General features: G+C 66.9%; 22 protein-coding genes and 2 pseudogenes. 11 read left to right on the top strand and 13 right to left on the bottom strand.

Annotation, left to right across the window (positions count from 1 at the left end; translation table 11 throughout):
• Positions 1-31 precede the first annotated feature (31 nt).
• A complete protein-coding gene (gene dnaE, locus ACGFZ3_RS02625; RefSeq protein ID WP_392916003.1) occupies positions 32-3613 on the top strand; it encodes a DNA polymerase III subunit alpha in 3582 nt (1193 codons plus the stop codon).
• Positions 3614-3692: 79 nt separating this feature from the next.
• On the top strand, positions 3693-4652 hold the full coding sequence (locus tag ACGFZ3_RS02620) for an acetyl-CoA carboxylase carboxyltransferase subunit alpha (RefSeq protein WP_392916000.1): 960 nt from the start codon (positions 3693-3695) through the stop codon (positions 4650-4652).
• Between the two features lie 73 nt (positions 4653-4725).
• Here the strand turns inward: ACGFZ3_RS02620 and ACGFZ3_RS02615 are convergent, their stop codons facing one another.
• Positions 4726-5181: a CopD family protein gene (locus ACGFZ3_RS02615; protein ID WP_282246776.1), complete on the bottom strand. Its 456-nt coding sequence runs from the start codon at positions 5179-5181 to the stop codon at positions 4726-4728.
• Positions 5182-5309: 128 nt separating this feature from the next.
• On the opposite strand from ACGFZ3_RS02615, the gene ACGFZ3_RS02610 reads away from it, so the two are divergent.
• Entirely contained in the window at positions 5310-5906 is a 597-nt protein-coding gene (locus ACGFZ3_RS02610) for a class I SAM-dependent methyltransferase (RefSeq protein ID WP_068850442.1), read from the top strand.
• A gap of 97 nt (positions 5907-6003) precedes the next feature.
• Complete coding sequence (locus tag ACGFZ3_RS02605; RefSeq protein WP_392915995.1) at positions 6004-7317, top strand: polyhydroxyalkanoate depolymerase; 1314 nt, start codon at positions 6004-6006, stop codon at positions 7315-7317.
• Between the two features lie 129 nt (positions 7318-7446).
• On the opposite strand, the pseudogene ACGFZ3_RS02600 reads toward ACGFZ3_RS02605, so the two are convergent.
• The 3 genes and pseudogenes from ACGFZ3_RS02600 to ACGFZ3_RS02590 all read right to left on the bottom strand — a co-directional run.
• Positions 7447-8082: pseudogene (locus ACGFZ3_RS02600) on the bottom strand (sensor domain-containing protein); the annotation flags it as partial.
• Between the two features lie 171 nt (positions 8083-8253).
• Positions 8254-8454 (bottom strand): annotated as a pseudogene (locus ACGFZ3_RS02595) (HAAS signaling domain-containing protein); the annotation flags it as partial.
• 11 nt (positions 8455-8465) lie between these two features.
• A complete protein-coding gene (locus ACGFZ3_RS02590; protein WP_392915993.1) occupies positions 8466-8831 on the bottom strand; it encodes a PadR family transcriptional regulator in 366 nt (121 codons plus the stop codon).
• A gap of 148 nt (positions 8832-8979) precedes the next feature.
• On the opposite strand from ACGFZ3_RS02590, the gene ACGFZ3_RS02585 reads away from it, so the two are divergent.
• A complete protein-coding gene (locus tag ACGFZ3_RS02585) occupies positions 8980-9879 on the top strand; it encodes a peptidylprolyl isomerase (protein ID WP_392915990.1) in 900 nt (299 codons plus the stop codon).
• A 31-nt stretch (positions 9880-9910) separates the two neighbouring features.
• Here the strand turns inward: ACGFZ3_RS02585 and ACGFZ3_RS02580 are convergent, their stop codons facing one another.
• Positions 9911-10777, bottom strand: coding sequence for a DMT family transporter (locus ACGFZ3_RS02580; protein ID WP_392917552.1), 867 nt, complete (start codon positions 10775-10777; stop codon positions 9911-9913).
• Between the two features lie 172 nt (positions 10778-10949).
• Between ACGFZ3_RS02580 and ACGFZ3_RS02575 the strand changes: the two genes are divergently transcribed.
• Both ACGFZ3_RS02575 and ACGFZ3_RS02570 read left to right on the top strand, forming a co-directional pair.
• On the top strand, positions 10950-11939 hold the full coding sequence (locus ACGFZ3_RS02575; RefSeq protein WP_392915988.1) for a LysR substrate-binding domain-containing protein: 990 nt from the start codon (positions 10950-10952) through the stop codon (positions 11937-11939).
• A gap of 88 nt (positions 11940-12027) precedes the next feature.
• Positions 12028-12321: a hypothetical protein gene (locus tag ACGFZ3_RS02570; protein WP_392915985.1), complete on the top strand. Its 294-nt coding sequence runs from the start codon at positions 12028-12030 to the stop codon at positions 12319-12321.
• A gap of 40 nt (positions 12322-12361) precedes the next feature.
• Here ACGFZ3_RS02570 and ACGFZ3_RS02565 read toward each other — a convergent pair whose 3' ends face one another.
• On the bottom strand, positions 12362-13126 hold the full coding sequence (locus ACGFZ3_RS02565; protein WP_392917549.1) for a DUF4349 domain-containing protein: 765 nt from the start codon (positions 13124-13126) through the stop codon (positions 12362-12364).
• 38 nt (positions 13127-13164) lie between these two features.
• A complete protein-coding gene (locus ACGFZ3_RS02560; RefSeq protein ID WP_392915982.1) occupies positions 13165-13521 on the bottom strand; it encodes a GFA family protein in 357 nt (118 codons plus the stop codon).
• Between the two features lie 103 nt (positions 13522-13624).
• Here ACGFZ3_RS02560 and ACGFZ3_RS02555 point away from each other — a divergent pair, with 103 nt between their 5' ends.
• Positions 13625-15433 (top strand): DUF885 domain-containing protein, encoded by a 1809-nt coding sequence (locus ACGFZ3_RS02555; protein ID WP_392915980.1) that lies wholly within the window; start codon positions 13625-13627, stop codon positions 15431-15433.
• 524 nt (positions 15434-15957) lie between these two features.
• Here the strand turns inward: ACGFZ3_RS02555 and smrA are convergent.
• A complete protein-coding gene (smrA, locus tag ACGFZ3_RS02550) occupies positions 15958-17793 on the bottom strand; it encodes a multidrug efflux ABC transporter SmrA (protein ID WP_392915977.1) in 1836 nt (611 codons plus the stop codon).
• 69 nt (positions 17794-17862) lie between these two features.
• The gene (locus ACGFZ3_RS02545) at positions 17863-19440 is read right to left on the bottom strand and encodes a serine hydrolase (protein WP_392915974.1); all 1578 of its coding nucleotides are present in this window, start codon (positions 19438-19440) and stop codon (positions 17863-17865) included.
• A gap of 134 nt (positions 19441-19574) precedes the next feature.
• Here ACGFZ3_RS02545 and ACGFZ3_RS02540 point away from each other — a divergent pair, with 134 nt between their 5' ends.
• Genes ACGFZ3_RS02540 through ACGFZ3_RS02530 form a run of 3 tightly spaced genes read left to right on the top strand, consistent with a single transcriptional unit; the run spans position 19575 to position 21821 of the window.
• Positions 19575-20009: a VOC family protein gene (locus ACGFZ3_RS02540; RefSeq protein WP_392915971.1), complete on the top strand. Its 435-nt coding sequence runs from the start codon at positions 19575-19577 to the stop codon at positions 20007-20009.
• On the top strand, positions 19964-20824 hold the full coding sequence (locus tag ACGFZ3_RS02535; RefSeq protein ID WP_392915968.1) for a DUF72 domain-containing protein: 861 nt from the start codon (positions 19964-19966) through the stop codon (positions 20822-20824). The genes ACGFZ3_RS02540 and ACGFZ3_RS02535 overlap by 46 nt, the downstream gene beginning before the upstream one ends.
• A gap of 49 nt (positions 20825-20873) precedes the next feature.
• Positions 20874-21821 (top strand): DMT family transporter, encoded by a 948-nt coding sequence (locus tag ACGFZ3_RS02530; protein ID WP_392915965.1) that lies wholly within the window; start codon positions 20874-20876, stop codon positions 21819-21821.
• Positions 21822-21833: 12 nt separating this feature from the next.
• Here ACGFZ3_RS02530 and ACGFZ3_RS02525 read toward each other — a convergent pair whose 3' ends face one another.
• The 4 genes from ACGFZ3_RS02525 to ACGFZ3_RS02510 form a co-directional block, all read right to left on the bottom strand.
• Positions 21834-22997, bottom strand: a complete 1164-nt coding sequence (locus tag ACGFZ3_RS02525) for an AAA family ATPase (protein WP_392915962.1) — start codon at positions 22995-22997, stop codon at positions 21834-21836.
• 154 nt (positions 22998-23151) lie between these two features.
• A complete protein-coding gene (locus ACGFZ3_RS02520; protein WP_392915958.1) occupies positions 23152-24222 on the bottom strand; it encodes a diguanylate cyclase in 1071 nt (356 codons plus the stop codon).
• 67 nt (positions 24223-24289) lie between these two features.
• Positions 24290-25012: a pseudouridine synthase gene (locus tag ACGFZ3_RS02515; protein ID WP_392915955.1), complete on the bottom strand. Its 723-nt coding sequence runs from the start codon at positions 25010-25012 to the stop codon at positions 24290-24292.
• Positions 25013-25049: 37 nt separating this feature from the next.
• On the bottom strand, positions 25050-26702 hold the full coding sequence (locus tag ACGFZ3_RS02510; RefSeq protein WP_392915952.1) for a diguanylate cyclase: 1653 nt from the start codon (positions 26700-26702) through the stop codon (positions 25050-25052).
• Between the last annotated feature and the right edge of the window lie 67 nt (positions 26703-26769).

Raw genomic sequence — 26769 nt, 5'->3', positions numbered from 1 at the left:
CTACCCTGACCGGGCATTACATTGGCCCGGCATGTCCACTTCCCGTTTCGTACATCTGCACGTCCACACCGAGTTTTCGCTGGCGGATTCGACCATCCGTGTCCCGGCGAAACCGGATCAGGCTGACCCGAAAAAGGCCAAGCAGGCCAACCTGCTCAGCCGTGCCGTCGAACTGAACCTGCCCGCGTTGGCAGTGACCGACCTGAACAATCTGTTCGCGCTGGTCAAGTTCTACAAGGCCGCCGAAACGGTCGGCATCAAGCCGATCGCCGGTGCCGACATCATGATCGCCGAAGAGGGCATGACCCCGTGGCGCATGACCCTGTTGTGCCGCGACCGCGAAGGCTACCTCAGCCTGTCGCGCCTGCTTACCCGCGCCTGGATGGAAGGCCACCGCCCGGAAGGCGGCGTGGCCGTGCACCCCGATTGGCTCAAGGCCGGTTGCCATAACCTGTTTGCCCTGGCTGGCCGCGACAGCCTGGCCGGGCGCCTGGCCGGCGAAGGCCGGCATGACCTGGCCGAGCAGCAGCTCGCCGACTGGCAGCGCGTGTTCGGCGATGGCCTGCACCTGGAACTGACCCGTACCGGTCGCGAGGGCGAAGAAGCGTTCAACCAGTTTGCGCTGGTGGCCGCCGGCCAACGCGGCCTGCCCGTGGTGGCCAGCAATGACGTGCGCTTCCTGCGCCCGGACGATTTCAGCGCCCACGAAGCGCGCGTGTGCATTTCCTCCGGCCGCGTGCTGGACGATCCCAAGCGCCCGCGCGATTACAGCGACCAGCAGTACCTGAAGTCGCCCGAAGAGATGTGCGCGCTGTTTGCCGACATCCCCGATGCGATCGACAACACGCTGGCGCTGGCCGAACGCTGCAATATCGAAATGCGGCTGGGCACCTACTTCCTGCCCAACTACCCGGTGCCGGAAAACGAAACGCTGGACAGCTGGATCTGCAGCGAATCGCGCAAGGGCCTGGACGCGCGCCTGGAAAAGAATCCGCTGGCCGAAGGCAAGACCCGCGAGGATTACTTCGAGCGGCTGGAATTCGAGCTGGCCACCATCATCAAGATGGGCTTCCCCGGCTACTTCCTGATCGTGGCCGACTTCATCCAGTGGGGCAAGAACCAGGGTATTCCGATCGGCCCGGGGCGTGGTTCCGGTGCCGGCTCGCTGGTGGCCTGGGCGCTGCAGATCACCGATCTGGATCCGATTCCGTACAACCTGCTGTTCGAGCGGTTCCTCAACCCCGAACGCGTGTCGATGCCCGACTTCGACATCGATTTCTGCATGGACCGCCGCGACGAAGTCATCGACTACGTCGCGCGCAAGTATGGCCGCGAACGCGTCAGCCAGATCATCACCTACGGCACCATGGCCGCCAAGGCCGTGGTGCGCGACTCCGGGCGCGTGCTCGGTTTCCCGTATGGCCTGGTCGATGGCGTGTCCAAGCTGATTCCCAACATCCTGGGCATTTCGCTCAAGGATGCGATGGGCGAAGGCAAGGATTCGGAAATGGCATCGCCGGAGCTGATCCAGCGGTACCAGAACGAAGACGACGTGCGCGACCTGATCGATCTGGCCCGCCAGCTCGAAGACCTTACCCGCAACGCGGGCAAGCATGCCGGTGGCGTGGTGATCGCGCCCGAGCCGCTGGCCGAATTCTGCCCGCTGTTCGCCGAACATGATGAAGGCGGCCGTGGCCGCAACCCGGTCACCCAGTTCGACAAGAACGACGTCGAAGAAATCGGCCTGGTGAAGTTCGACTTCCTGGGCCTGCGCACGCTGACGATCATCGACTGGGCGGTCAAGGCGATCAACAAGCGCCATGCCCGCGCCGGCATTCCGCCGATCGACATCACCGCGCTGCCGCTTGATGACGCCCCGACCTACAAGGACATCTTCGCCAACGGCAACACCGGCGCGGTGTTCCAGTTCGAATCTTCGGGCATGCGCCGCCTGCTTAAAGACGCACGCCCCGACCGCTTCGAAGACCTGATCGCGCTGGTGTCGCTGTACCGCCCCGGCCCGATGGACCTGATTCCTTCCTTCAACGCGCGCAAGCACGGGCAGGAAGAGATCATTTACCCCGATCCGCGCACCGAAGCGATCCTGAAAGACACCTACGGCATCATGGTGTACCAGGAGCAGGTGATGCAGATGGCGCAGATCGTCGGCGGATACTCGCTTGGCGGCGCCGACCTGCTGCGCCGTGCGATGGGCAAGAAGGTGCCTGCCGAAATGGCCAAGCACCGCGAGATCTTCCGCGAGGGCGCGGCCAAGGGCGGCGTTGATGGCCCCAAGGCCGACGAGATCTTCGATCTGATGGAGAAGTTCGCCGGCTACGGTTTCAACAAATCGCACGCCGCCGCCTACGCGCTGGTCAGCTACCAGACCGCCTGGCTCAAGCGCCATTATCCGGCCGAGTTCATGGCCGCCACGCTGTCCTCGGACATGGACAACACCGACAAGGTGGTGGGCTTCCTTGCCGAAGTCCGCAACCTCGGCCTGACCGTGCTGCCGCCGCGCGTGAACGAATCGGCGTACATGTTCGAAGCCTCCAGCGCCGACACCATCCAGTACGGCCTGGGGGCCATCAAGGGCGTGGGCCAGGGGGCGTGCGAGGCGGTGGTCGAAGAGCGCCTCGCCAACGGCCGCTACGCCTCGCTGCTGGATTTCTGCATGCGCATCGAATCGGGCAAGCTCAACCGGCGCACGCTCGAAGCGATGATCAACTGCGGCGCGCTCGATGGCCTTGGTAAGAATCGCGCCTCGCTGATGCTGCAGCTGCCTGAAGTGCTCAAGGCCACCGACCAGATGTCGCGCGAGAAGGCCTCTGGCCAGAACTCGCTGTTCGGCGCGCCCGACCCCGTCAGCACCGCGCTGCAGCTGGACCTTCCCGAAGCCAAGGAATGGGGGCTGGGCCAGCTGCTGGACGGCGAACGCGAAACGCTGGGGTTCTACCTCAGTGGCCATCCGTTCGACCCGTACGCCGAGGACGTCAAGGAACTGGTCGGCACCGACCTCGGGATGCTGGAGAAACTCATTCCCCCGGCCCGCCCCGGCAAGGACGGCGAGAAGCGCGCCTGGCGCCAGGAAACCCCGGTCATCCTGGCCGGACTGGTGGTCGGCGTGCGCCGCAAGGGCGAGAGCCAGGTGTTCATGCAGCTCGAAGACGGTAAGGGCCGGGTTGAATGCAGCGCATTCAGCGATGGCCTGGCGGAGTTTGGCCACCTGATGACCAAAGACCGCATTCTGGTGGTCAAAGGCGGCCTGCGCGAGGATGAGTTCAATGGCGGCTACGCGCTGCGCATCCGCCAGTGCTGGGACTTCGAGGAAATCTGTGCCAATTACGCCACCCGGCTGTCGTTGCGCCTGGACCTGCGTCAGGGCGACCCGGTGTGGGCGCGGGTAAACGGCCTGCTCGACCGCCACCGTCCCGGCCGCACCCCCTTGCGCCTGGACCTGCTGCTGGGCACCGACCAGGGCCCGGTGGCCGGCATGCTGGACGTGGCCGGCGACACCGCAGTGCGCGTGGACAGCCAGCTGGTGGACGCCCTCCGGGCGGATCCGGCGGTACGCACGCTGAAGGTGCGCTACAGTCCGCCGTGGGCCAATTAGCCCCGGACCAGACGACGGCGTACGGGGCATTTCGACGCATTCGGCTACACTTTCCCTCTTTTCTTCACGACGGCTTCCGATGAATCCGAACTACCTCGACTTCGAGCAACCCATCGCTGATCTGGAGGCAAAGATCCAGGAGCTGCGCAGCGCAAGCGCCGGCCCGGCGGTCAATGTCGAAGCCGAAGTGCGCACCCTGCAGGACAAGCTGCGGCTGCGTACCGCGCAGATCTTCCGCAACCTGACCTCGTGGCAGGTGCTGCAGCTGGCCCGCCATCCTTCGCGCCCGTACACCGCCGACTACATCCGCATCTTCTGCGATGAATTCCAGGAACTGGCCGGCGACCGCGCCTTTGCCGATGACAAGGCCATCATGGGGGGCCTGGCCCGAATCGGCGGCCGTCCGGTGATGCTGATCGGCCACCAGAAGGGCCGCGACACCAAAGAGAAGATCAAGCGCAACTTCGGCATGCCCAAGCCGGAGGGCTACCGCAAGGCGCTGCGCCTGATGAAGATGGCGGAGCGCTTCGGCCTTCCGGTGTTGACCCTGATCGACACCGCTGGCGCCTGGCCGGGCATTGATGCCGAATCGCGCGGCCAGTCCGAAGCGATCGCGCGCAACCTGATGGAGATGGCCGAGCTGAAGGTGCCGGTGATCTGCACGGTGATCGGCGAAGGCGGCTCCGGCGGCGCGCTGGCACTGGGCGTGGGCGACCGCACCGTGATGCTGGAATACAGCGTGTACTCCACCATCAGCCCGGAAGGTTGCGCCTCGATCCTGTGGAAGGACGCCGGCAAGGCCAAGGAAGCGGCAGAGCAGCTCGGTCTCACCGCGCCACGCCTGAAGAGCCTGGGACTGGTCGACAAGGTCGTGCGCGAGCCGACCGGCGGTGCCCACCGCAACCCGAATCAGATGGCCAGGCGTTTGAAGGCCGTGCTGCTCAATGAACTGGACGCGCTTGAGAAGCTGTCCACCGAAGACCTGTTGCAGAAGCGTTACGAGCGCCTGCGCGGGTATGGCGCGTACGAAGTGGCCTGACCGGCGCACCCGTGGGTCACGGCCACCGTGACGCCACACAGGTGGCTCACGACCGTTGGTCGTGAGCCATCCCTCAAAAGGGCTTGGCCAGCACCAGCCACACCACGCCGATGAACAGCACCAGCGGCAACTCATTGAACCAGCGCAGCGCGCGCGATGACGGCAGCACCTTTCCCTTCACCGCGCCCTTCAGCAGCCGCCCGGTCCACGAGTAATACACCAGCAGCAGCACCACCAGACCCAGCTTGGCGTGCAACCAGCCCGCCGCACCCGGTGCGACCATCGTCGGGAAGTCCGGAATCACCCGGTAGCCCAGCCACAGCACCAGCCCCAGGATCAGCGCGAAGCCGAACATCATGTGGCCGAACCTGTACAGGCGCAGGCCCATCAGCTGCAGGCGCTCCACCACCGGCAACTGCCCGGCCGTCTCACTCAGGTTTACCAGTATCCGCGGCAGGTAGAACACCGCCGCCATCCACGCCACCACGAACAGCAGGTGGAAGGTCTTGACCCAGTAGTAGGACTGCATGCGCTTGCTCCGGCGGCTGGCGTGGGGTGTCGTTCATTCTGGCCGATTCAGGGCGGCAGCGCATGCGCGGCGGATTGACGCAGCGGGCTCGGCTACCATGTGCACCCCGTCACCGAGCCCTGTCCCGCATGCAGAAGACCTACGACCAGGCCTACTTCCAGCGCTGGTACCAGCCCGACCAGACCGGCGGCGCGGCGCGCCTGGCGCGCAAGGTCGCGCTGGCGGTGGCCAGTGCGGAGTATTACCTGGAGCGGCCGATCCGCAGCGTGCTGGACATCGGCGCCGGTGAAGGTGCCTGGCGCGCGCCGCTGCTCAAGCTGCGCCCGCGCGTACAGTACATGGGCTTCGACAGCAGCGACTATGCGGTGCAGCGCTACGGCCGCAGCCGCAACCTGCACCCGGCCCGCGTCGGCGATTTCGCCTGGCTGCGCCCGTGCGCGCCGGTGGACCTGCTGGTCTGTTCGGACGTGATGCACTACGTGCCGACCCGCGAGCTGCGCCCGGCCCTGGCTGGCTTTGCCGAGCTGACCGGCGGCGTAGCCTTCCTGGAGGCGTTCACCGCCGAGGATGAGTTCGAGGGTGACCATGAAGGATTCCAGGCCCGCCCGGCGGCCTGGTACCGCCGCCAGCTGACGGCCGAGGGCTTCACCGCGCTCGGGTCCCACTGCTGGCTGTCGCCGGCGCTGGCGGGCCACGCCGCCGCCCTGGAACGCAGCGGCCGCTGATCTCAGGGTCGGTTGCGACGAAATCGCCTATTAAGGCGTTTCTGACCCGGGTGCGGTATGCTGCGCGGCAACATAAGACCATACATATTCGGACGTCATGCTCTATCAGCTGCATGAATTGACCCGCAACCTGCTCGCCCCGTGGGTGCACCAGGCCCAGGCCAACGCCAGGTTCTTCGCCAACCAGGGCCACTGGTGGTCGCAGATGCCCGGTGCCGATCGCCTGTCCGCGGTGAACGAGCTGTTCCATCGCATCGGCAAGGATTACGAGAAGCCCGAATGGGGCATCAACGAAATCGAGGTCGACGGCGAGCGCGTGCCGATCGTGGTGCACGAAGAAGTCAGCAAGCCGTTCTGCAAGCTGCTGCGCTTCAAGCGCCACAGCAACGAGGCCGACCAGCTCAACACCATGCTCAACCAGCCGTTCGTGCTGGTGGTGGCGCCGCTGTCGGGCCACCACGCCACGCTGCTGCGCGACACCGTGCGCACCCTGCTGCGCGACCACCGCGTGTATGTCACCGACTGGGTCGACGCGCGCATGGTGCCCGGCAGCGAAGGCGAGTTCAGCCTGGACGATTACATCGCCTACGTGCAGGAATTCATCCGCCACCTCGGTGCGGAAAAACTGCACGTGGTCAGCGTGTGCCAGCCGACCGTGCCGGTGCTGGCTGCCGTTTCGCTGATGGCCAGCCGGGGTGAAACCACGCCGCGTTCGCTGGTGATGATGGGCGGCCCGATCGATGCGCGCTGCAGCCCGACCGCGGTGAACAACCTGGCTACCCAGAACCCGCTGTCGTGGTTCGAGAACAACGTGATCCACACCGTGCCGCCGGGGTACCCGGGCGCGGGCCGTCGCGTGTACCCGGGCTTCCTGCAGCACGCCGGATTCCTGTCGATGAACCCGAGCCGGCACTTCAGTTCGCACTGGGATTTCTATGCCGACCTGGTCAAGGGCGACATGGAAGATGCCGATGCGCACCGCCGCTTCTACGACGAGTACAACGCGGTGCTGGACATGCCGGCGCGCTACTACCTGGACACCATCCGCGTGGTGTTCCAGGAATTCCTGCTGCCGCGCGGCGAGTGGTACGTGCAGGGTGAACTCGTGGATCCCGGTGCGATCACCGGCACCGCGCTGCTGAGCATCGAAGGCGAGCTGGACGATATCGCCGGCCTGGGCCAGACGGAAGCGGCGCAGGAACTGTGCACCGGCATTCCGGCCGCGCGCCGCGAGCACTTCATCGTCGAGGGCGCCGGCCACTACGGCATCTTCAGCGGCCGCCGCTGGCGCGAAACCGTGTACCCGAAGGTACGCGAGTTCTTCGCCGCCAACGCGCAGGCGGCGGCGAAGCCGAAGAAAGCAGCCAAGGCCGCCAGCAACGTCACCCCCATCCGCAAGAAAGCGGGGTAACCCCGTATCGACCAACGGTCGATACCTGCCGTCGTGACTGAGGCTGCGCACAGCCGGCAGGTGACAACCGTTGTGGCTGACGCCGCGCACAACCGGTAGGTGACGACCGTTGGTCGTCACCTCCGTAACTTACAGGCGCACCAGCAGGTGCTTGGCCATCTGCCCGTGCAGGTGCCCGATGACGCGCGCCAGGTGCATCGTGCAGAACAGGAGCACCACGCCCAGTACGGCCAGCGCAGGGGTCGCCCACAGCGGCAGCACCACCAGCTCGCTTTCGAAGTACAGGCTTGGGGCGCCCAAGGCGAACATCGAAGCAACCGGCGCCCAGATGAAGACCAGCGACACCGTCAGCAGCGTGACCGCGATGGTGAAGTAGATGATGCCCAGCGGCAGCATCAATACGAAGTACAGCATCGTCAGCCAGGTCCGGCCATCAGTGAACATGTCGCCGATCCGTTGCAGCCAGCTGCGGCTGCGGTCGGCGTAACGCGGCCGGCGCGGCATGCGCTCGCCCAACAGCACTTCCACCAGCCGCCCTTCGAGCAACGCCAGGCCACGCACCGAGCCGAAGAACAGCACCGTCAGCGGAATGCCGATGATCAGGATCAGCAGCCCGAGCGAGAGCGACAGGCCAGTGATCACCCACATGAAGAAGAACGTGCCGGTCGCCAGCGACAGCAGCATGTAGAACAGCGCGCCATAGGTGCGCGGTTCCAGTGCCACACCGAAGAAGCGCGCCAGCGCCGAGCGGTGCGGCGGCGGAACACGCTCACCTGGCGTCGCTTCGCTCCCCCCCGCTGCCGCAGTCGTTGCCCCTGCCCCACCCGGTGCCACCTGCGCCAGCACCACCCGGGCGATCGGCCGTACGCTGGCACTCGGGGTGCGCAGCGCGCGGTTCACGGTGATTTCGGTTTCGCGGTAAATCTCGGCCACTTCCTCCGGCGCACCATAACTGCCGGCGACGTCGGCAATCACCTCGGCTTCGCTGCGGCCGGGCTGGGCAGCCAGCTCCGAGCGCAGGTATTCCTCGGCGTCGTACAGCGCGTCCTGCACCATCGCCGGATCGGCGTCGTGCAGCGCCGCGCGCAGCTGCGCCAGGTACTGCCCGATGGTGGTGGGCAGGCCCCCACCCCTCATGCTTTCTTCGTTCATTGCAGTACCCCTTCCAGCACGGAATCAACGGAATCTCGGGTGGCACGCCAGGCCTGGGTCCACTGCTCCAGTACCTCGCGGCCGCGCTCATTGATGCGGTAGTAACGTCGCGGTGGCCCGGCCACCGATGGTTCGATCTGGCTTTCCAGCAGCCCCGCGCCTTCCAGGTTGCGCAGCACCGGGTACAACGCACTCTGCTTGCCGCTCAGCACGCCCTGCCCGACCCGCTCCAGCTCCTTGGCGATCAGGTAGCCGTACAGCGGCTCGCCGGTCCGGGCCAGCACCGCCAGCAGCGCCAGTGAAACCGTGCCGGCGCTGAGCTCCTTCTGGAACTTCTTCAGGTGGGCCTCGTGGTCGCTCATGACGATCTCCAGCTAGCGTGGAGTCAACACTAGTGTGAAGTCAGCTATAGCGAACGTGCCGTTAGTCACGCTGCCCGCAGACAGGGCGGACTGGCGGCTGCGGCCGGGCTTCGCGCAGAATCGGGGCTCGTCCATCCCGGTAACCACCATGTCGCCACGCCGTCCTGCCCTGCTCGCGCTTGCCCTTTCCTGCCTGCTTCCGGGCCTGGCCATGGCGGCCACGCCCTACCGCAGCGCGCAGCAGATCCTGGAGGCATCGCCGGCCAGTGACTGGCGCACGCCGGATCCGGCCAACCTGCTGGTGATGAAGCTCGATGCCGGTGAGGTCCTGATCGAGCTGGCGCCCGCCTTCGCGCCGCAGCACGTGGCCAACATCCAGACCCTGGCCCATGAGCATTTCTGGGATGGCGAAAGCATCTACCGCGCGCAGGACAACTTCGTGGTGCAGTTCGGCGATGCCGATGCCGATGACGCGGCCAAGGCCAAGCCGCTGGGCAGCGCCAAGCGCAGGCTGCCGGCCGAGTTCCAGCGCGACAGCAGGGGTCTGCAGGTGAGCGTGCTGCCCGATCGCGATGGCTGGGCCGACCGCACCGGCTTTGTCGACGGCTTTGCCGTGGGCCAGGATGCGAAGGAGGGCAAGACCTGGCTGGCCCACTGCTACGGCGCGCTGGGCGCGGGCCGCAACAACGAAGAAGACAGCAGCATCGGCGCCGAACTGTATGTGGTCACCGGCCAGTCGCCGCGCCAGCTGGACCGCAACATCACCGTGGTCGGCCGGGTGCTCAAGGGCATGGAGCTGCTCAGCGCGCTGCCGCGCGGACCAGCGCCGATGGGGTTCTATGCGGACCCGGCGCAGCGCACCGCGATCCAGTCGATCCAGCGGGTGAGCGACCTGCCGGAAGCGGAGCGGCCCAAACTGCAGGTGCTGCGTACCGATTCGAAGACGTTCACCGATACGGTCGAAGCGCGGCGCAACCGGGTGGATGGCTTCTACAAGCGCGCCGCAGGACATATCGACCTGTGCAACATTCCCGTGCCGGTCCGGTAAGGGGCGCCGCCTTCTGCCAGGGCCGCGTTACTTACCGTTTCTGGCTGGCGGCGACGCTGCCGAGGATCAGCGCGCCGGCGACTACCATCGCCCAGGTCACCGGCTCGCCCAGGAACAGCCAGGCGAACAGCGCGCCGAACATCGGCACCAGGTAGGTCACGGTAGAGGCGCGCGCCGGGCCGATACGCGCGATGAGGCGGTAGAACATCAGGAACGCAAAGCCGGTGCAGACCACGCCCAGCGCGATCGCGCAGGCCCACGCCACGACGGGAATCGGGGCATCCGGCCAGTGGGTCAGCGCCAGCGGCAGCATCAGCAATGCCGCGCTGCCCAGCGTGGCGCCGGCCGACGCCGCAGGCGGCAGCCCGGTCATGTGGCGCTTGACCAGGTTCACGCCCAGGCCGTACAGCAGCGCGGCCAGCGAACCGGCAATCACCGCCGCGCCAATGCTCAATCCGGACACCTTGGCCGTAGCCAGCACCACCACGCCAGCGAAGCCGACCAGCAGCGCGATCGCGCGGCGCATGCCGATCTTCTCGCCGAAGAACAGGAACGCGATCAGCGCGGCAAACAGCACGGTCATCGCATTGCAGATCGCGCCGATCGCGGCCGGTGCGCGCTGCGCCGCCCAGGCGAACAGCACGAACGGAATGGCGGAGTTGATCAGGCCGATCGGCACCAGCCACAACCAGCGCCGGGGCGGGAACTGCGCGCGTGCCTGCCAGAGGAACGGCAGCAGCACCAGCGCGCCCAGCAGCAACCTTACTTCCACCAGCGCATAGGGGCCGAACGACGGCACCGCCACGCGCATGAACAGGAACGAACAGCCCCAGATCGCGCCCAGCACGGTCAGCTCCAGTGGGGTGCGCCAGTCGCGTTCAATCGCCCCCGCACTCATCGGCGCGCCGCTCACCGGCGGCCCCCGGCACGGCAGGAACAGGCGGCAGCAACGGGGACGGGCAGCAACATGGCGCGGGCTCCAGGGATCAGACACGCAGCATCTACCGGCCGCGCGGCCTCGACAAGCGCGTAGTATCCCTGCAAGCCACAAATATGATTTGGGTCTTGTCATGATTCTGCGCCCTGCCCTCCTGCCCGCGCTCGGCGTGTTCGCGGTTGCCGCGCGCCATCAGAATTTCGCCCATGCCGCCGACGAGCTGCACCTGACCGCCAGCGCGGTCAGCCACCACGTGCGGCGGCTGGAATCGCTGCTGGGGACGGTGCTGTTCCAGCGCCACGCCCGTGGCGTGCGCCTGACCGCCGAGGGCCGCCAGCTGGCCGACGCCGCCGCCGCCGCCCTGAGCGACATCAACGCGGTGGCCGGCAACCTGCACCCGCAGGCCGATGTGGTGCCACTGCGGATCACTACGCTGCGCTCGCTGTCGTACTGCTGGTTGGTGCCGCGGCTGACGCGTTTCACCCGCCTGCATCCGCGCATGCGCATCGAGCTGCAGACCAGCAGCGAACTGGCGCGCTTCGACGAGAACGGTCCGGAACTGGGCATCCGCTACGGACTGGGCCAGTGGCCAGGTCTGGCTGCCCAGCACCTGATGGACGACGAGCTGTGCCCGGTGGCATCCCCGGCCCTGCCGGGGGTGTCGGCGCTGCGCGAGCCGGCGCAGATCGCCACGCTGCCGCTGGTCAGCGACATGTCGCCGCAGGGCTGGCGCGACTGGTTCCGGGCTGCCGGCGTGCGCGGGCTGGACCTGACCGCGCAGCACATCTTCAGCGACAGCACCGATGCCATGCGCGCGGCGGTGTATGGCATCGGGGCGGTGCTGGCGCGCAAGCACATCGCCCAGCCGTACCTGCAGCGCTATGAACTGGTGCGTCTGCCCGGGCCGGCGCTGAAGGCGCGCTATGCGTACTACATCGTGCACGCCGGGCACCGGCCGCTCAGCCCGACGGCGGTCGCGTTCATGGATTGGCTGAAGCGCGAAGCGCAGGACGAACGCACGCCGGTACCGGCGTTGCCGGATGAATTGTTGAACCGGCCTCACGACCGGACGCCTCACGACCGGACGTCTCACGACCGGACGTCTCACGACCAACGGTCGTGAGCTACCGGGGTGGGAGCTGCCGGGACATTCACCCGGTTTTGCCCGGTGGATCGCTACGGTGGAATCCCCTCACCTGCGAGACCTCCCCATGGCCATGTTGCGACTCAGGATCACCGGCAGTGAAGATGCCGCACGCGCCATCAGCGATCTGCTGCTGGGCGTTGAAGGCATCGAGCACGTCGAGGAAACCGACGACCTGATGCCGCATATGGACGACGACGATTCCAGTTCCGCCGGCCTGTCCGACGATATCGGCCCCGGCATCCACGAGCTGGAAGTCGAGGTCGGCAACGAAAGCACCGCGCAGAAAGTGCGCGATGCCGTGCAGGAGCTGGCGCTGGAACTGGATGTGTTCGTCGAATACGAAACCGACGAGGGTTGACGTGACAACCCAGCGGTAGGCATGCGTTGGTGCATGCGCGTTACGGCATGGACGACGCCCGGCGGCGGCGGCGCCACAGCTTCAGCGCAACCCAGCCGACCAGCCACAGCACCAGCGTCACCGGCAGCAGCGCGGCCACGGCGCGGATCACGAAGGCCACGCTGCTGGTGAGCGTGGCACCGAATTCGCTGAACGCCTGGCCGATCTCACTGCGGCTGCGCTGGCCTGCGGGCGTCTGGAAGCGCAGCGTGAGCAGCTGGGTGTCGATCCGGCGCCGCTGGTTGGCGGCGTCCTTGCTGGTCTGCTCCAGCCCTGCTTCGATCTCGGACAGGCGCTGGGTGATGACCAGCAGGTCGGCCACCTTGATGCCCTTGTCATCCTGGTAGGCGAGCAGGCGTTCGTGTTCCTTCTGCAGCCGCGCCCTGGTCAGCGCGGTGTCCGCGACCTGCTGGGCGAGATCTTCGGCCTGGGTGTTGCGCGAAGCGACGTCGCCGCCCTGCCCCGCCAACCCGATCAGCGGTTCCACGCCCTTGGGTGCGATCCGCACCCGGATCGAACCGGACGGATACTCGCCGCCCTGCTGGCCCACCTGCAGCACGGCGCAGTCGCCGAACCGGCTGGACTGGCAGGCCTCGCTGATCTGCTTCACCCGCGGCCCGATCTGCGCGGCATCGAGCTGGATGTCCACCTCATGCTCATACGCCAGCGCCGCGCCTTCCGGCGACGCCACCGCGCCGGCCGCACCGGCGCCGGCCATTTCCGCGTGCTGCTGGCCACTGCATCCGGCAAGCGCCAGCGCCAGCATCCCTGCCATGGCGCCGCTGCGCCACCTCGTCCCTGTCGTCACACGCTGGCTCCATCGTAGAAATTGATCGTCAATCCGCCGAGGTCCAGCCCGGGCAGGCAGCGCACGTTTACCGCCACCATCGCCTGGCCGCTGCGCGGGTCCACGCCCTCGCTGAACGGCGCGATGCCGCACGCACGGCAGTAATGATGCTGCAGATGGTGCTTGTTGAACTGGTAGGTGGCCAGCTGCGCAGGGTCCGTGTTCAGGGTCAGCGCCGCGCGCGGCCCGAACCACAGCAGGCCACCGCGCCGCCGGCACAGCGAACAGTTGCAGTCCACAACCCCTGTGATGGGCGCATCGGCCTGGACCACGAATGCGATCTGCCCGCAATGGCAGCTTCCTTCGTACTGCATGGCACACCTCCCCGCAGGAAAGGGCCATGGTAATCCAATGGCACGGGCGCACGCCCGGCGGCAGCGCCTATGCTCGGCGATTGTCCACAGCACAGGATCGCCGATGCGCCAGCATCTTCTTGCCCTCGCCCTGATCGCCGCCCTTGGCGGCTGCCAGCAGGCCGACGCCCCCACCGCCCCGGCCGGTACCGCGGCAACCGCCCCCGCCGCCGATGCGGCCGTGGACGCGGCCTTCGCCGACCTGTCCAAGCGCGCCCTGGACACCTGGATGCAGTTGTCGCCGATCAGCGCCACCCAGATCGGCGATCACCGCTACGATAGCGAGATCGACGACCTGAGCGCAGCCGGTCAGCAGAAGATGCTGACCGCCTACAAGGGGCTGCTCGGCGAGCTGGACAAGGTTGAAGTGAGCAAGCTCTCGCGCGAAAACCAGGTCGACGCGGCCATCCTGCGCAACCAGCTGCAGTCCGAGATCTGGAACGCCGAAGTGCTGCAGGCGGCCAAGTGGGACCCGCAGATCTACAACAGCACCGCCGGCAGTGCGCTGTACGGGCTGATGGCGCGTGAATTCGCGCCGCTGCCCGAGCGCCTGAAGTCGGCCACCGCACGGATGGAGAAGCTGCCGCAGATCTTCGCCCAGGCCCGCGAAAACCTGGACCCGGCCCGCGTGCCGAAGATCCACGCCGAAACGGTGTCCAAGCAGAACAAGGGCATCCTCAGCATCGTCGATACCTTCATCACTCCGCACATCGGCGAACTGCCGGCCGAGGACGGCAAGCGCCTGCAGGCCGCGATCGACGGCCTGAAGAAGGCGGTGGACGAACAGCAGGCGTGGCTGGACAAGACGCTGGTGCCGAACGCCAAGGGCGATTTCCGCATCGGTGCCGAGCTGTACGACCAGAAGCTGAAGTTCGCCCTGAACTCGTCGTTGTCGCGCGCCGAGATCGGCGAACGTGCCCGCGCCGAACTCAAGCGCGTGCGCCAGGACATGTACGGCATCGCGCAGACGGTGCTGAACGGCAAGCCGGGTGCCCCGGCGCTGCCGGCCAACCCGAGCGACGAGCAGCAGCAGGCCGCGATCGAAGCGGCGCTGGAGCTGGCCTACGCCGACAAGCCGGCGCGCGACAAGGTGGTCGACGATGCCAAGGCGGCGCTGGCGCAGTCCACCGAGTTCGTGCGCACGCATGACCTGATGACCCTGCCCGACGCGCCGGTGGACATCATCCTGATGCCCGAATTCCAGCGCGGCGTGGCCGTGGCCTACTGCGATTCGCCGGGCCCGCTGGACAAGAACCTGAAGACCTTCTACGCGGTGTCGCCGATTCCGGACGACTGGACCGACAAGCAGGTCGATTCGTTCCTGCGCGAATACAACAGCCGCATGATCCACCTGCTGAGCATCCACGAAGGCACGCCGGGCCACTACCTGGAAGGCTGGCATTCGGGCAAGTTCCCGTCCACGCTGCGCGCGGTGCTGCGTTCGGGCCTGTTCGCCGAAGGCTGGGCGGTGTACACCGAGCGCATGATGCAGGAGCAGGGTTACCTGGACAACGATCCGCTGTTCCACCTGGTGCAGCTGAAGTTCTACCTGCGCACGATCTCCAACGCGATCCTGGACCAGGGCGTGCACGTGGACAACTGGACGCGCGAGCAGGCGATGCAGCTGATGACCCACGATGCGTTCCAGCAGGAAAGCGAGGCATCGGGCAAGTGGGTGCGCGCGCAGCTGACCTCGGCGCAGCTGCCGACCTACTTCGTCGGCGCGCAGGAACACTTCGACACGCGCAAGGCGGTCCAGGAAAAGCAGGGCGACAAGTTCAACCTGAAGGCCTACCACGACCAGATGCTGTCCTACGGCGCCCCGCCGGTGCGCTTCGCCCGGCAGCTGATGCTGGACCAGCCGATCGAGTGATGTTGCGTTACTGTTGAAAAGCGGACGGCCCGGTGATTTCCGGGCCGTTTGCGCTTCTGGTGTTACGTGTTGGGGAGGCCGGCGGGTGACCCCTTACGGGACACGCCGTAAATACGTCCTTGTAGGCTTGGCAAGAACATCCATGTTTTTGACAGTCCCTACAGGGGTCACCCGCCGGCCTCCCCTCATGCATCGCGTGGGCGGATCGGAAGGCAGCGACGCAGGGCGTCGCTCTACGCGGTGTTGATTGTTTTCATGCGTTACCGGGCGTTGATATGTTCACGGCAGTCGTTTGGGAACCGACTCTACCTTCGTAGAGCGACGCCATGCGTCGCTGCTCTGTCTCTCCGCGCGCGGCCCTCTTTCGGGGACGGTCGGCGGGCAGCCCCCGTAGGGACTGTCAAAAACATGGATGTTTTTGACAAGCCTCCATGGATGGATTCACGGCGTGTCCCGTAGGGGGCTGCCCGTCGACCGTCCCACACGGAAGAACTGAAACGCTGCCGTTGCCGTTGCCGTTGCCGTTACCCAGCATCCGCCGCCACGAACCCACCCGTCTGGCGCGCCCACAAACGCGCGTACAGGCCGCCTGCTGCGACCAGCTCGGCATGCGTGCCGGTCTCCACGATGCGGCCCTGGTCCATCACCACCAGCCGGTCCATGCGCGCGATGGTGGACAGGCGGTGCGCGATGGCGATCACCGTCTTGCCCGCCATCAGCTCGTCCAGGTTGTCCTGGATCGCCGCTTCCACTTCCGAATCCAGCGCCGACGTGGCCTCGTCCAGCACCAGGATCGGCGCGTCCTTCAGCAGCACCCGCGCGATCGCGATGCGCTGACGCTGACCGCCGGACAGCTTCACCCCGCGCTCGCCCACGTGCGCATCATAACCCTGCCGCCCTTCGCCATCGCGCAGGGTGTCGATGAAGGCCGCCGCGCGCGCCTTGGCCACTGCCGCACGCAGTTGTTCCTCGGTGGCGTCCGGCCGCCCGTACAGCAGGTTGTCGCGGATCGAGCGGTGCAGCAGCGAGGTGTCCTGGGTGACCACGCCGATCTGCCGGCGCAGGCTTTCCTGGGTAACCTCGGCGATGTCCTGGCCGTCAATGCGGATGTGGCCGCTTTCCAGGTCGTACAACCGCAGCAGCACGTTCACCAGCGTGGATTTGCCTGCGCCCGATGGCCCGACCAGGCCGATCTTTTCGCCCGGCTTCACCATCAGGTCCAGCCCGGCAATCACCCCGCCCTGCTTGCCGTAATGGAAGTGGATGTCATCGAACTGGACCCCGCCCTCGCGCACCACCAGCGGCACCGCATCGGCGCGGTCCTGCACGCTCAGCGGCTGCGAAATGGTGGTGATGCCGTCCTGTACCGTGCCGATGTCCTCGAAGATGCCGTTGATCGTCCACATGATCCAGCCGGACATGTTGTGGATGCGGATCACCAGCCCCGTTGCCAGCGTGATCGCACCCACCGTGATGTTGCCGTGGCTCCACAGCCACAGCGCCAACCCGCAGGTACCCGCGATCAGGAAGCCGTTGACGATCGCGATGGTCAGGTCCATGCCAGTGGTGATCCGGGTCTGCCGGCGGTGCTTGACCGCCAGTTCCTCGATCGCCTCGGCGACATAGGCCTGCTCCCGTCCGCCGTGGGCGAACAGCTTGAGCGTGGGAATGTTGGTGTAACCGTCGACGATCCGGCCCATGGCCTTGGAACGCGCCTCGGACGCGATCCACGCACGCTCCTTCGCGCGCGGCACGAAGTACACCATGATCACAACATAGGCTGCCAACCACAGCACCAGCGGGATCATCAGCCGCCAGTCCGCCTGCGCGAACAGGTACAGCGCCGTGCCGGTGTACACCACGATGTACCACAGCGAATCCACCATCTGCACCGCCGACTCGCGCAGCGACGTACCGGTCTGCATGACCCGGTTGGCCATGCTGCCGGCGAAATCGTTCTGGAAGAACGACAGGCTCTGGCGCACCACGTAGTTGTGCATCAGCCAGCGCGAGCGGTTGCTCAGCCCCGGTACGATGGCCTGGTTGACCAGCAGGTTGTGCAGGCCCACCAGCACCGGCCGCGCGACCAGCGTGATGGCCGCCATCCACAACAGCGTATCGGCATGCCGGGCGAAGAAGCCGGCGTCGGGCTGTTCGCTGACCATGTCGACAATGCGGCCGAGGAAATCGAACATGGCCACTTCCACCAGCGCCAGCAGCAGCCCGGCGATCAGCGTGGCCAGCAGCACCGGCCACACCGGACGCAGGTAGTGGATGTAGAACGGCAGCACGCGGCGCGGCGGCATGCGCGCGTCGATCGGCGGAAAGACGGGAATCAGCGACTCGAACCAGCGGAACATTCCATTTCCCGGAAAACAGGCAGGCAGCGATTATCCCACCGCGGCCTGCCGTTTGTTTTCACGCAGTGCTTATTTCGCCTTGTCGGCATCCACCGGGGTCAGCACCAGGTCCTGGAAGTCGAAACTGAAGTCGGTCAGCGACGATACCGCCTGCATGCGTACCTCGCGCACCTTGCCGTCCGGATCCAGGCTGAAGTTCACGAACGCATCGGCGTTGAGCGAACGGTCGTCCCAGCGCACGATGAACGTATCGTGCTGCCAGTGCTCCATGCTGCCCACCAGCTGCGCGGTCCTGCCGAAACGCAGGCGCAGCGTGCTGCCACGCTGCTCGACGAACACCTCGCCATACCACGGGTCGCGATAGGTGCCGGCGTAGCGGGCCAGCGGCAGCGACGGGGTGGATTTCGGATCGCGTGCCGCCTGGTGCGCGGCCCAGCCCTCATCGGCCTTGTCCTGTGCCTTGGCCACCGCAGCGGCATACGCCGCCACCCAGTCGGTGTCCGGCGCCTTGAGGTAAGCGTCCAGCACCTCCATGGTGACCGCGTTGAAGGCCGCGCCCACTTCCTGGTTGGTCAGCACCACGATGCCCAGCTTCTGCTCCGGTACCAAGGTCACCCGCGACACCATGCCCGGCCAGCCGCCGGTGTGCCACACCAGCTTCTGCCCCCGGTAGTCGCTCAGGCTCCAACCCTCGCCGTAGCCGGCGAAATTCGGGCGCGCGGCAGCCAGGGCCGGTACGCTCGGCTCGGGCACCACCTGCGGGGTGATCATCTGCCACATCGCCTGCTGGCTCTTGGCGCTGAACAGCGCAGTGCCATTTTCAAGCCTGCCCTGGGACAGCTGCACGTTCATCCAGCGCGCCATGTCGTGCACGCTGGAATACACTCCGCCGGCACCGGCGTTGTTGGACCAGGTCAGCGGGGCCACCGTGCGCAGGTCGGTGAAATCGAACTTGGCATGCCCGGTGGCGGCCTTGTCGCCCGGCTTCAGGTGGTCGGCATTGAAGCGGGTGCCGGCCATCCCCACCGGGGTGAAGATGTGCTGCTGCAGGAAGTCCGCGTACGACTGCCCGGAAACCTGTTCGATCACCTGCTGCGCCACCGCATAGAGGATGTTGTCGTAGGCGTAACGGTCGCGGAAGCCGGCCTTCAGCGGCACCTTGCCCAGCCGCTGCACCACCTCGGCGTTGCTGTAGGTGGTGGTCGGCCAGAACAGCAGGTCGCCCGCGCCCAGGCTTAGCCCACTGCGGTGCGAGAGCAGGTCGCGGATGCGCATTTCGCCGGTCACGTACGGATCGGACATACGGAACGATGGCAGGTGGTCGATTACCCGGTCGTCCATCTTCAGCCTGCCCTGCTCGGCCAGCAGATTCAGCGAGGTCGCCGTGAACGCCTTGGTGTTGGAAGCGATGGCAAACAGGGTGTCGGCCTCGACCGGTGCCGGCTTGCCCAGCTCGCGTACGCCGTAACCGCGCTCGAAGACGATCTGCCCATCCTTGACCACCGCCACCGCGATGCCGGGAATGTCGAACTGGCTGCGCACGCGTTCCACCGTGGCATCGAGCCGCTGCAGTTCGGCCGGCACCGCTGCCGACGCCAAGGGTGCGCATGCCAGCAGCACAAGGCCTCCGATCCAGGATGTGTTCAATCAGTGTCTCCGGTTGCGTGTTGCAGGGGCGTGGAAGCCACCAACGGGCCGGTTACGCCAGGTTTCGCGCGATGGTAACGCGGCCGGTTGCAGGCTCGCCTGTGCCAGAAGCCGCCCACCCCCGGAGTACCCGCATGACCGCGCCCGCCCAGACCGGTTCCACCGTCATTCCCTGCCTGCGCTACCGCGATGCCCGCGCGGCGATCGCCTGGCTGGAGCGTGCGTTCGGCTTCCACGCGCAGGCGGTCTACGCGGAAGGCGACATCGTGTACCACGCCCAGCTGGTGTACGGGACCGGGATGATCATGATCGGATCGGTCGGCACCGGCGGTGATTGGGAAGCAATGACCGCGCAGCCGGCCGACATCGGCGACCGCGAAACCCAGAGTGCCTGCGTGATCGTCACCGACCCCGACGCCCATTACGCGCAGGCGCTTGCCAATGGCGCGCTGCTGGCCATCGACATCGCCGACCAGGAGTACGGCGGCCGCGGTTATGCGTGCCGCGATCCCGAAGGCCATATATGGTGGTTCGGCAGCTACGATCCCTGGCGCGAGACCGCCCTTTGAAGCCCTCGCCCCCCGGCCCGATCTTCACCGGCATCGGTGGCTGGGTGTTTCCTGCCTGGCGTGGTGGCACCTTTTACCCGGCCGGGCTGCCGCAGCGCGAGGAGCTGGCCCATGCCAGCCGGCAGCTGGGCTGCATCGAGATCAACAGCACGTTCTACCGGGCGCAGAAGCCGGCGGTGTACGCGCAATGGCGCGAACAGACCCCACCCGGGTTCCGCTTTTCGGCCAAGGCGCCGCGCACCGTGACCCAGAGCCACGATCTGGCCGCCGCGGGAGCGCGCGCCGATGGCTTCATCCAGGGCATCAGCGCGCTGGAGGACCGGCTGGGCCCGCTGGTATGGCAGTTCGGCGAAAAACATCCGGCCGGTGCGCAGGAATTTGATCGGTTCCTGGAAGCGTTGCCGCGCAGGGTTGGCGGGCGCGCGTTGCAGCACGCACTGGAGGTGCGCAATGCCGCCGCGTGGACGCCCGAGCTGATCGCGGTAGCGCGCGCACACGGTGCCGCCCTGGTGTTCAGCGGCTCGCCGGACTACCCCAGCTTTGCCGACCCCACCGCCAGCTTCATCTACGCCCGGTTGATGCAGTCGCGCGCCAACCTGCGCGCCGGCTACCCCGAGCGCACGCTGGAACAATGGTGCCTGCGCGCCATGCGTTGGGCACGCGGCGAGGACAACCCCGACCTGCCGCACGTCGCCGCCGAACCTGAGCCAAGCGGCCCCCGTGAGGTGTATGTGCTGTTCATCGGCGCCGCCAAGCACCGAAACCCCGGCGCCGCAGTAGCGCTGCGCAGACAGCTCAAGCAGGTGGGCGCGTAGCGCCACCTGGGCGTGGCCGTGCGCATGCCTGTTGCCCCACAATATGCGGATGCCGATGACCGATACCCGCAGAGCCCTGCTGCAAATCCACTTCTGCGTGCTGCTGTGGGGCGTTACCGCCATCCTCGGCAAGCTCATCAGCCTCCCCGCGCTGCCGCTGGTGTGGTGGCGCATGCTGCTGGTGGTGGCCATGCTGGCCCTGCTGCCGCGCGTCTGGCGCGGGCTGCGCCAGCTCTCGCCCGCCCTGTTCGCCGGCTACTGCGGGGTGGGCGCGCTGGTGGCCCTGCACTGGCTCACCTTCTACGGCGCAGTGAAGCTCGCCAACGCTTCGGTGGCCGCCACCTGCATCGCGCTGGCCCCGGTGTTCACCGCCGTCATTGAACCGTGGGTGGCCAAGCGCCCGTTCCAGCTGCGCGAACTGGCCTTTGGCATCGCCGTGCTGCCCGGCGTCGGCATGGTGGTCGGCGGCGTACCGGATGGCATGCGCCTGGGGGTGCTGGTCGGCGCCATGTCCGCCTTGCTGGTCGCCATCTTCGGCTCGCTCAACAAGCGCCTGGTCAGCCACGCCGACCCGCTCACCGTAACGGCGGTGGAACTGGGCGCCGGCACCGTCACCCTCACCCTGCTCGCGCCCCTGCTGCCGTTCCTGCTGCCCGCACTGGCCAGCCCGCTCTGGGTGGTTCCCAGCCTGCGCGACGGCATGCTGCTGCTGGCCCTTGCCGGGGTGTGCACCCTGCTGCCGTTCGCCTTGGCGCTGGTCGCGCTGCGCCACCTCAGCGCCTATACCGTGCAGCTGGTCACCAACCTCGAACCGGTCTACGCGATCCTGCTGGCCGTGGTGCTGCTCAGTGAACAGCGTGAACTTACCCCGCTGTTCTATGCCGGCGTGGCGATCATCGTCGGCGCGGTGTTCCTGCACCCGCTGTTGAACCGCTGGAAGAAGGTGCAGCATCCGGAAATCCTGGGCACGTCCGAGGCCCGCAACATCGCCGATTGAACCGGGTGCAGGTCAGCGGGTGGGCCAGTACCAGGCAGGCACGTCCAGCACCCCCTGGCCGACCAGCGTGGTACGGCTCATCTGCTTTTCCAACGCGATCGGATTGCACTGCGGGGCTTCGCGCAACGCGGCGATCAACCGGCTGGCATGCGACACCACCCACACCTGGCTGCGTGCGGCCGCGCCGATGATCAACCGCCCCAGGGCCGGCAACAGGTCCGGATGCAGGCTGGTTTCCGGTTCGTTGAGCACCATCAACGGTGGCGGACGCGGCGTATGCAGCGCCGCGATCAACAGCAGATAGCGCAACGTGCCATCGGACAGCTCCGCTGCGCCCAGCGGCCGCAGCAGTCCCGGCTGCTGGAACTTCAGGCTCAGCTGATCCTCGTTAGGCTCGATGAAGACCCGCGCGCCCGGGAACGCATCGTCCAGCGCAGCCGCCAGGGCGTCCGGATCGCCGATTTCCACGATCGTGCGCCACGCCGCCGCCAGGTCATGCCCATCGTGGCTCAAGACCGGCGTCCGCGTGGCCAGGCTCGCCTGCCGCGCCGGCGCATCCCGATCACTGCGGAAATGATCATAGAAGCGCCAGCTGCGCAGCGTCTCGCGCAGGCGCAGCACCTCGGGCATCCGCTGCGGATCGGCCACCTGCGTGAACAGGCTCTCGTGCACCGACAGGTTCGATTCCAGCAGCTCCCAACTGCGCCCACTGCGCCGCCGCACCATCGCCCCGCGCCGCTCCACCAGCACATTGCTGCTGCGCAGGAACGGCCCGGCCCAGATGCTCTCGCACTTGATCTGTGGATCCAGGTTGAACATCGAATGCGGATCGGCCACCGGGTAGCCCAGATCGATCGCATACCCGAAATCGTCCGCCGCAAACCCCAGTCGCAGCGCCACTGACTTCTGGCGCGGCCCGCCCTGCACCGGCACTTCCCCAGACAGCATCCGCCGGTCCAGCGTCTCCGGCCCGGCCCACAGCGCCGACTGGAACCCGCCCTCCCGCGCCAGCGACGGCGTCACCCCACCCCGCGCCGTATCGGCCAGCAACCGCAGCGCGCGGTACAAGCTGGATTTGCCACTGCCGTTGTCACCGGTGACCAGGTTCAGCGATCCCATCGGCACGACCAGATCGTGCAGTGAACGGTAGTTGGAAATGGCGAGGGTCTGCAGCATGGACGGAATCCGCGGAAAAACGGCCGTGCAGGATGGCAGCGATAGGTCGCAGATATTGCGATTGATGACGCAATTGACCCATTCAATCGTCATGCTTTTTGCTGGCACACCCGCCAGCCAAACCGAGGAAGCCCGCAGCCAAAGGCTCTAAAACTCAGGGCGCCAACTCAACCCGATTCCGCCCATTACCCTTTGCCCGGTACAAGGCCGCATCCGCCCGCTCCAAGGTCTGATCAACAGTGTCACCTGAACGATGCGCCGCGACCCCGATACTGACCGTCACCGGAAACCCCAGCGGCAGGTCGGAAACGGCCATCCGCAGGAAATCGCACTGCAACTCCGCCGTGCGCAGGTCCGTATCCGGCATCAGCACCACGAACTCCTCCCCGCCGTAGCGCGCCGCCAGCCCTCGGCCCGCGAACTGCGCCCTGAGCAGCACGCCCAATTCCGCCAGCACCCGGTCGCCTGTCGCGTGCCCGTTGAAATCGTTGATGTGTTTGAAATGGTCGATATCCACCAGCGCCACCGCCGTCTGCCGTGGCTGCCCGTCCGCGTCCAGCACCGACGCATCCAATGCCACCGCCATCGCCCGCCGGTTCGGCAGCCCCGTCAGCACATCGGTCCGACTCTGCTCGGCCAGGTCCGCGTTCTGCGCCAGCAGCACATCGTGGTACTCGCCCAGCAACCGTTCGTAATCGGCGCGCTCCACCATGTGGGACTGGATGTCCAGAGCGAAACGGCGCAGCTCCATCACCACCATCACCTGCCGCGACAACGCCGCCAGCGCCTCGGTCTGCAGCGCATCCAGCCGGTGCGGCTGCGGATCAAAGACGCACAGCGTGCCCAGCGGCAATCCCTCCGTACTCACAAGGGGCGCCCCGGCATAGAAGCGTACCTTGGGGTCGCCGGTCACGATCGGGTTGTCGTGGAAGCGTTCGTCGCGTTGCGCGTCCTCGATCACCATCACCTGTTCCGGCTGCAGGATCGCGTGGCCACACATCGACTCCGAACGCGGCAGCTCCTGCGCCTGCGTTCCCTGGATCGATTTGAACCATTGGCGTTCAGCATCTATCAGCGTAACCGCCGCCATGGAGGCGCCACACACCGCCTTGGCGATCGTCACCAGATCCTCGAAGGACTGTTCCTTCTCCGAATCCAGGATGCGGTATCGATACAGTGCCGCCAGGCGAACGGCTTCGTTGGCGGGCTTCTCGGGTTTGATCATCGAGCGGGTCGAAATCCGGGAGCTGGGTCCAGTGTAGCGAACAAAGGGTTACCCACGGGTGCAGGACCTACCAGTCCTGCTGTTGCGGCAACAGCCCCTTCAACTCCGCATCGGTCAGGTTGCGCCACTGGCCGGGCTTGAGCGCCCCGAGTTTGACGTTGTCGATGCGCACCCGGCGAAGCTGGGTCACGCGATAATCAAACGCCGCCGCCATCAGGCGGATCTGCCGGTTGAGGCCCTGCTGCAGCACGATCCGGAAGCCGAACTTTGCGATCCGTGAGGCCCGGCACGGAAGCGTGGTCTCATTGTGGATGCGCACGCCGCGTGCCATGCCGCGCAGGAACTCGTCGGTCACCGGCTTGTTCACCGCCACCAGGTATTCCTTCTGGTGGTTGTTCTCCGCGCGCAGGATCTGGTTGACGATGTTGCCGTTGCTGGTCATCAGGATCAGGCCTTCCGAATCCTTGTCCAGGCGGCCGACCGGGAAGATGCGCTGCTCGTGGCCCACGAAATCGACGATGTTGCCCTTCACCGCGCTTTCAGTGGTGCAGGTGATGCCCACCGGCTTGTTCAGCGCGATGTACACATGGCGGCGGCCACCGGCCTTCCTGGCCTCGCGCGCGCGCAGCGGCTGGCCGTCGACCAGCACCGCATCGCCCTCGCCGACCACCGCACCGGTGCCGGCCGGGTGGCCGTTGACGGTGACGCGGCGCTCGCCGATCAGGCGGTCGGCTTCACGCCGGGAACAGAAGCCGGTTTCGGCAATGAACTTGTTGAGTCGGGTTGTCATCGCGCCATTATCCGGCAAAACCCCGTGCCGCGCGGGATCAGGCGATCAGCGGATCATCAGCCGGCAACGGCCGCTCCCCGTCGCAGACCTGGTCCCGCCCCGCGCGCTTGGCCCGGTACATCGCGTGGTCGGCGCGGCGCAGCAGCCCGGCCAGGTCATCGCGGCCCGGGCGCAGCACCGCCAGCCCGATGCTGACGGTCACCGCCAGCCCGCCGATGCCCAGCGGCACGGTCACTGCCGGAATCTGCCGGCGCACGCTTTCGAGCCTGGCCAACGCCGCGCCGTGGCCCGCCCCGGGCAACAGCAGCAGGAATTCCTCGCCCCCCATGCGGATCACGTCGTCCTGTGCCCGCACCGCCCCGCGCAGCCCACGCGCCACCGCCACCAGCACCTGGTCGCCAACCTCGTGACCAAACCGGTCGTTGATGTCCTTGAACAGATCGATGTCCAGAAAGCCGATGGCCAACGGCTGCTGTTCCGCGCCGGCTCGTTCCAGGTGGCGGGCCAGAAGGTGCAGGCCATGGCGGCGGTTGGGCAGCCCGGTCAACGCATCGGTGTCGGCCAGCTGGCGCATCTCGTCGCGCTGCTGCCGCAGCCGGCCCAGGCGCAGGTTGAGCGCATAGGCGGCCATCATCAGGAACCAGGTCGCCGACAGCTGCAGCGCCTCGATCCGGTACGCGATCAGCCAATGCGCGTGCAGCGCATCGGCGATGATCAGGATCCACCACGGCACCAGCGCGAACAGGCCTGCCGCGGCATAGCCATCGCGCCGCACCAGCGACCACACGCCTACGCCCAGGCAGACCACGCAGCCGAACACGAATACCGCCTCCAGCAGCGCCGCCATCCACGCCAACCCGGCCATGCCCATCCACGGCACGCACAGACCAGCCAGCACCAGGCCCCACAATACCGCCCGCTGCCCGGTGCCCGAATCCGGCCACAACCGGGCGCCGCCGTTGAGCCGCCACAGGATCGGCAGCAGCAGCGCCAGCGCAAATGCGCTCAGCGCCACCAGCCACCATGAGGCCCGGTCATGCACCGGCAACCAGGGCTCCGGGTAACCGCTCAGCCCTCCCAGCACCGCCTGCCACAGCACGAACACCGCGCAGATCGCCACGTAGTACAGAAAGGTGCGGTCGCGGGCGGTCACGAACCCCATCAGCGCCGACAGCGCCAACGCGATCGCCACCGCGATGCAGGCCGCCCGCACCAGCAGCCGCGCGGTGTCGTTCTGCTGTACCGGGCTGGGCGCGCCCAGACGCACGGTGGGAATCCAGCGCGGCTTGAGCGGCGCGGCCCACGACACCACGATCGGTTCGCGCTCGCCGGCTTTGGGCACCACCACCATGCCGACCCCGGCGCGGAAGCGCGAATCGCGGGTCCGGGCATCGTGCATGCTGCCGCAGATCTGGCGGTCGCCCTGGCTGATGCGCACTTCGCCGGTCAACACCCCGAACACATCCACCGCCTGCGGGGCGCCCGACCAGCCGTCAGCAGGCGCCGGAATCGAAAGGATGTCCTGGTGGTGCGCCAGCACCTCGGGCGAGCAGGGACGTTGCGGAGCCTGCTGGTCGGTAGCGGCGCCCAGCAGCAGCACGTCCCGCCCTACCTGGGCCGCGCCGGCCAGCGCCGTGGCCGACAGCAGCAGGCAAACCAGCCCGGCCAGCCAGGCCCTGGCCCTGCTCATCCTCCGCCTCGCGCTGTCACTGCGTCTCACGCCATCACCCTGTCGCCCTGCACCGCCACGCACACCG

It is taken from the genome of Stenotrophomonas sp. NPDC047960, assembly GCF_043204395.1.
In the GTDB taxonomy this organism is placed as follows: Bacteria; Pseudomonadota; Gammaproteobacteria; order Xanthomonadales; family Xanthomonadaceae; genus Stenotrophomonas.
Note: the sequence above shows the minus strand (reverse complement) of the source record. Positions and strands in the feature narration are given on the sequence as shown.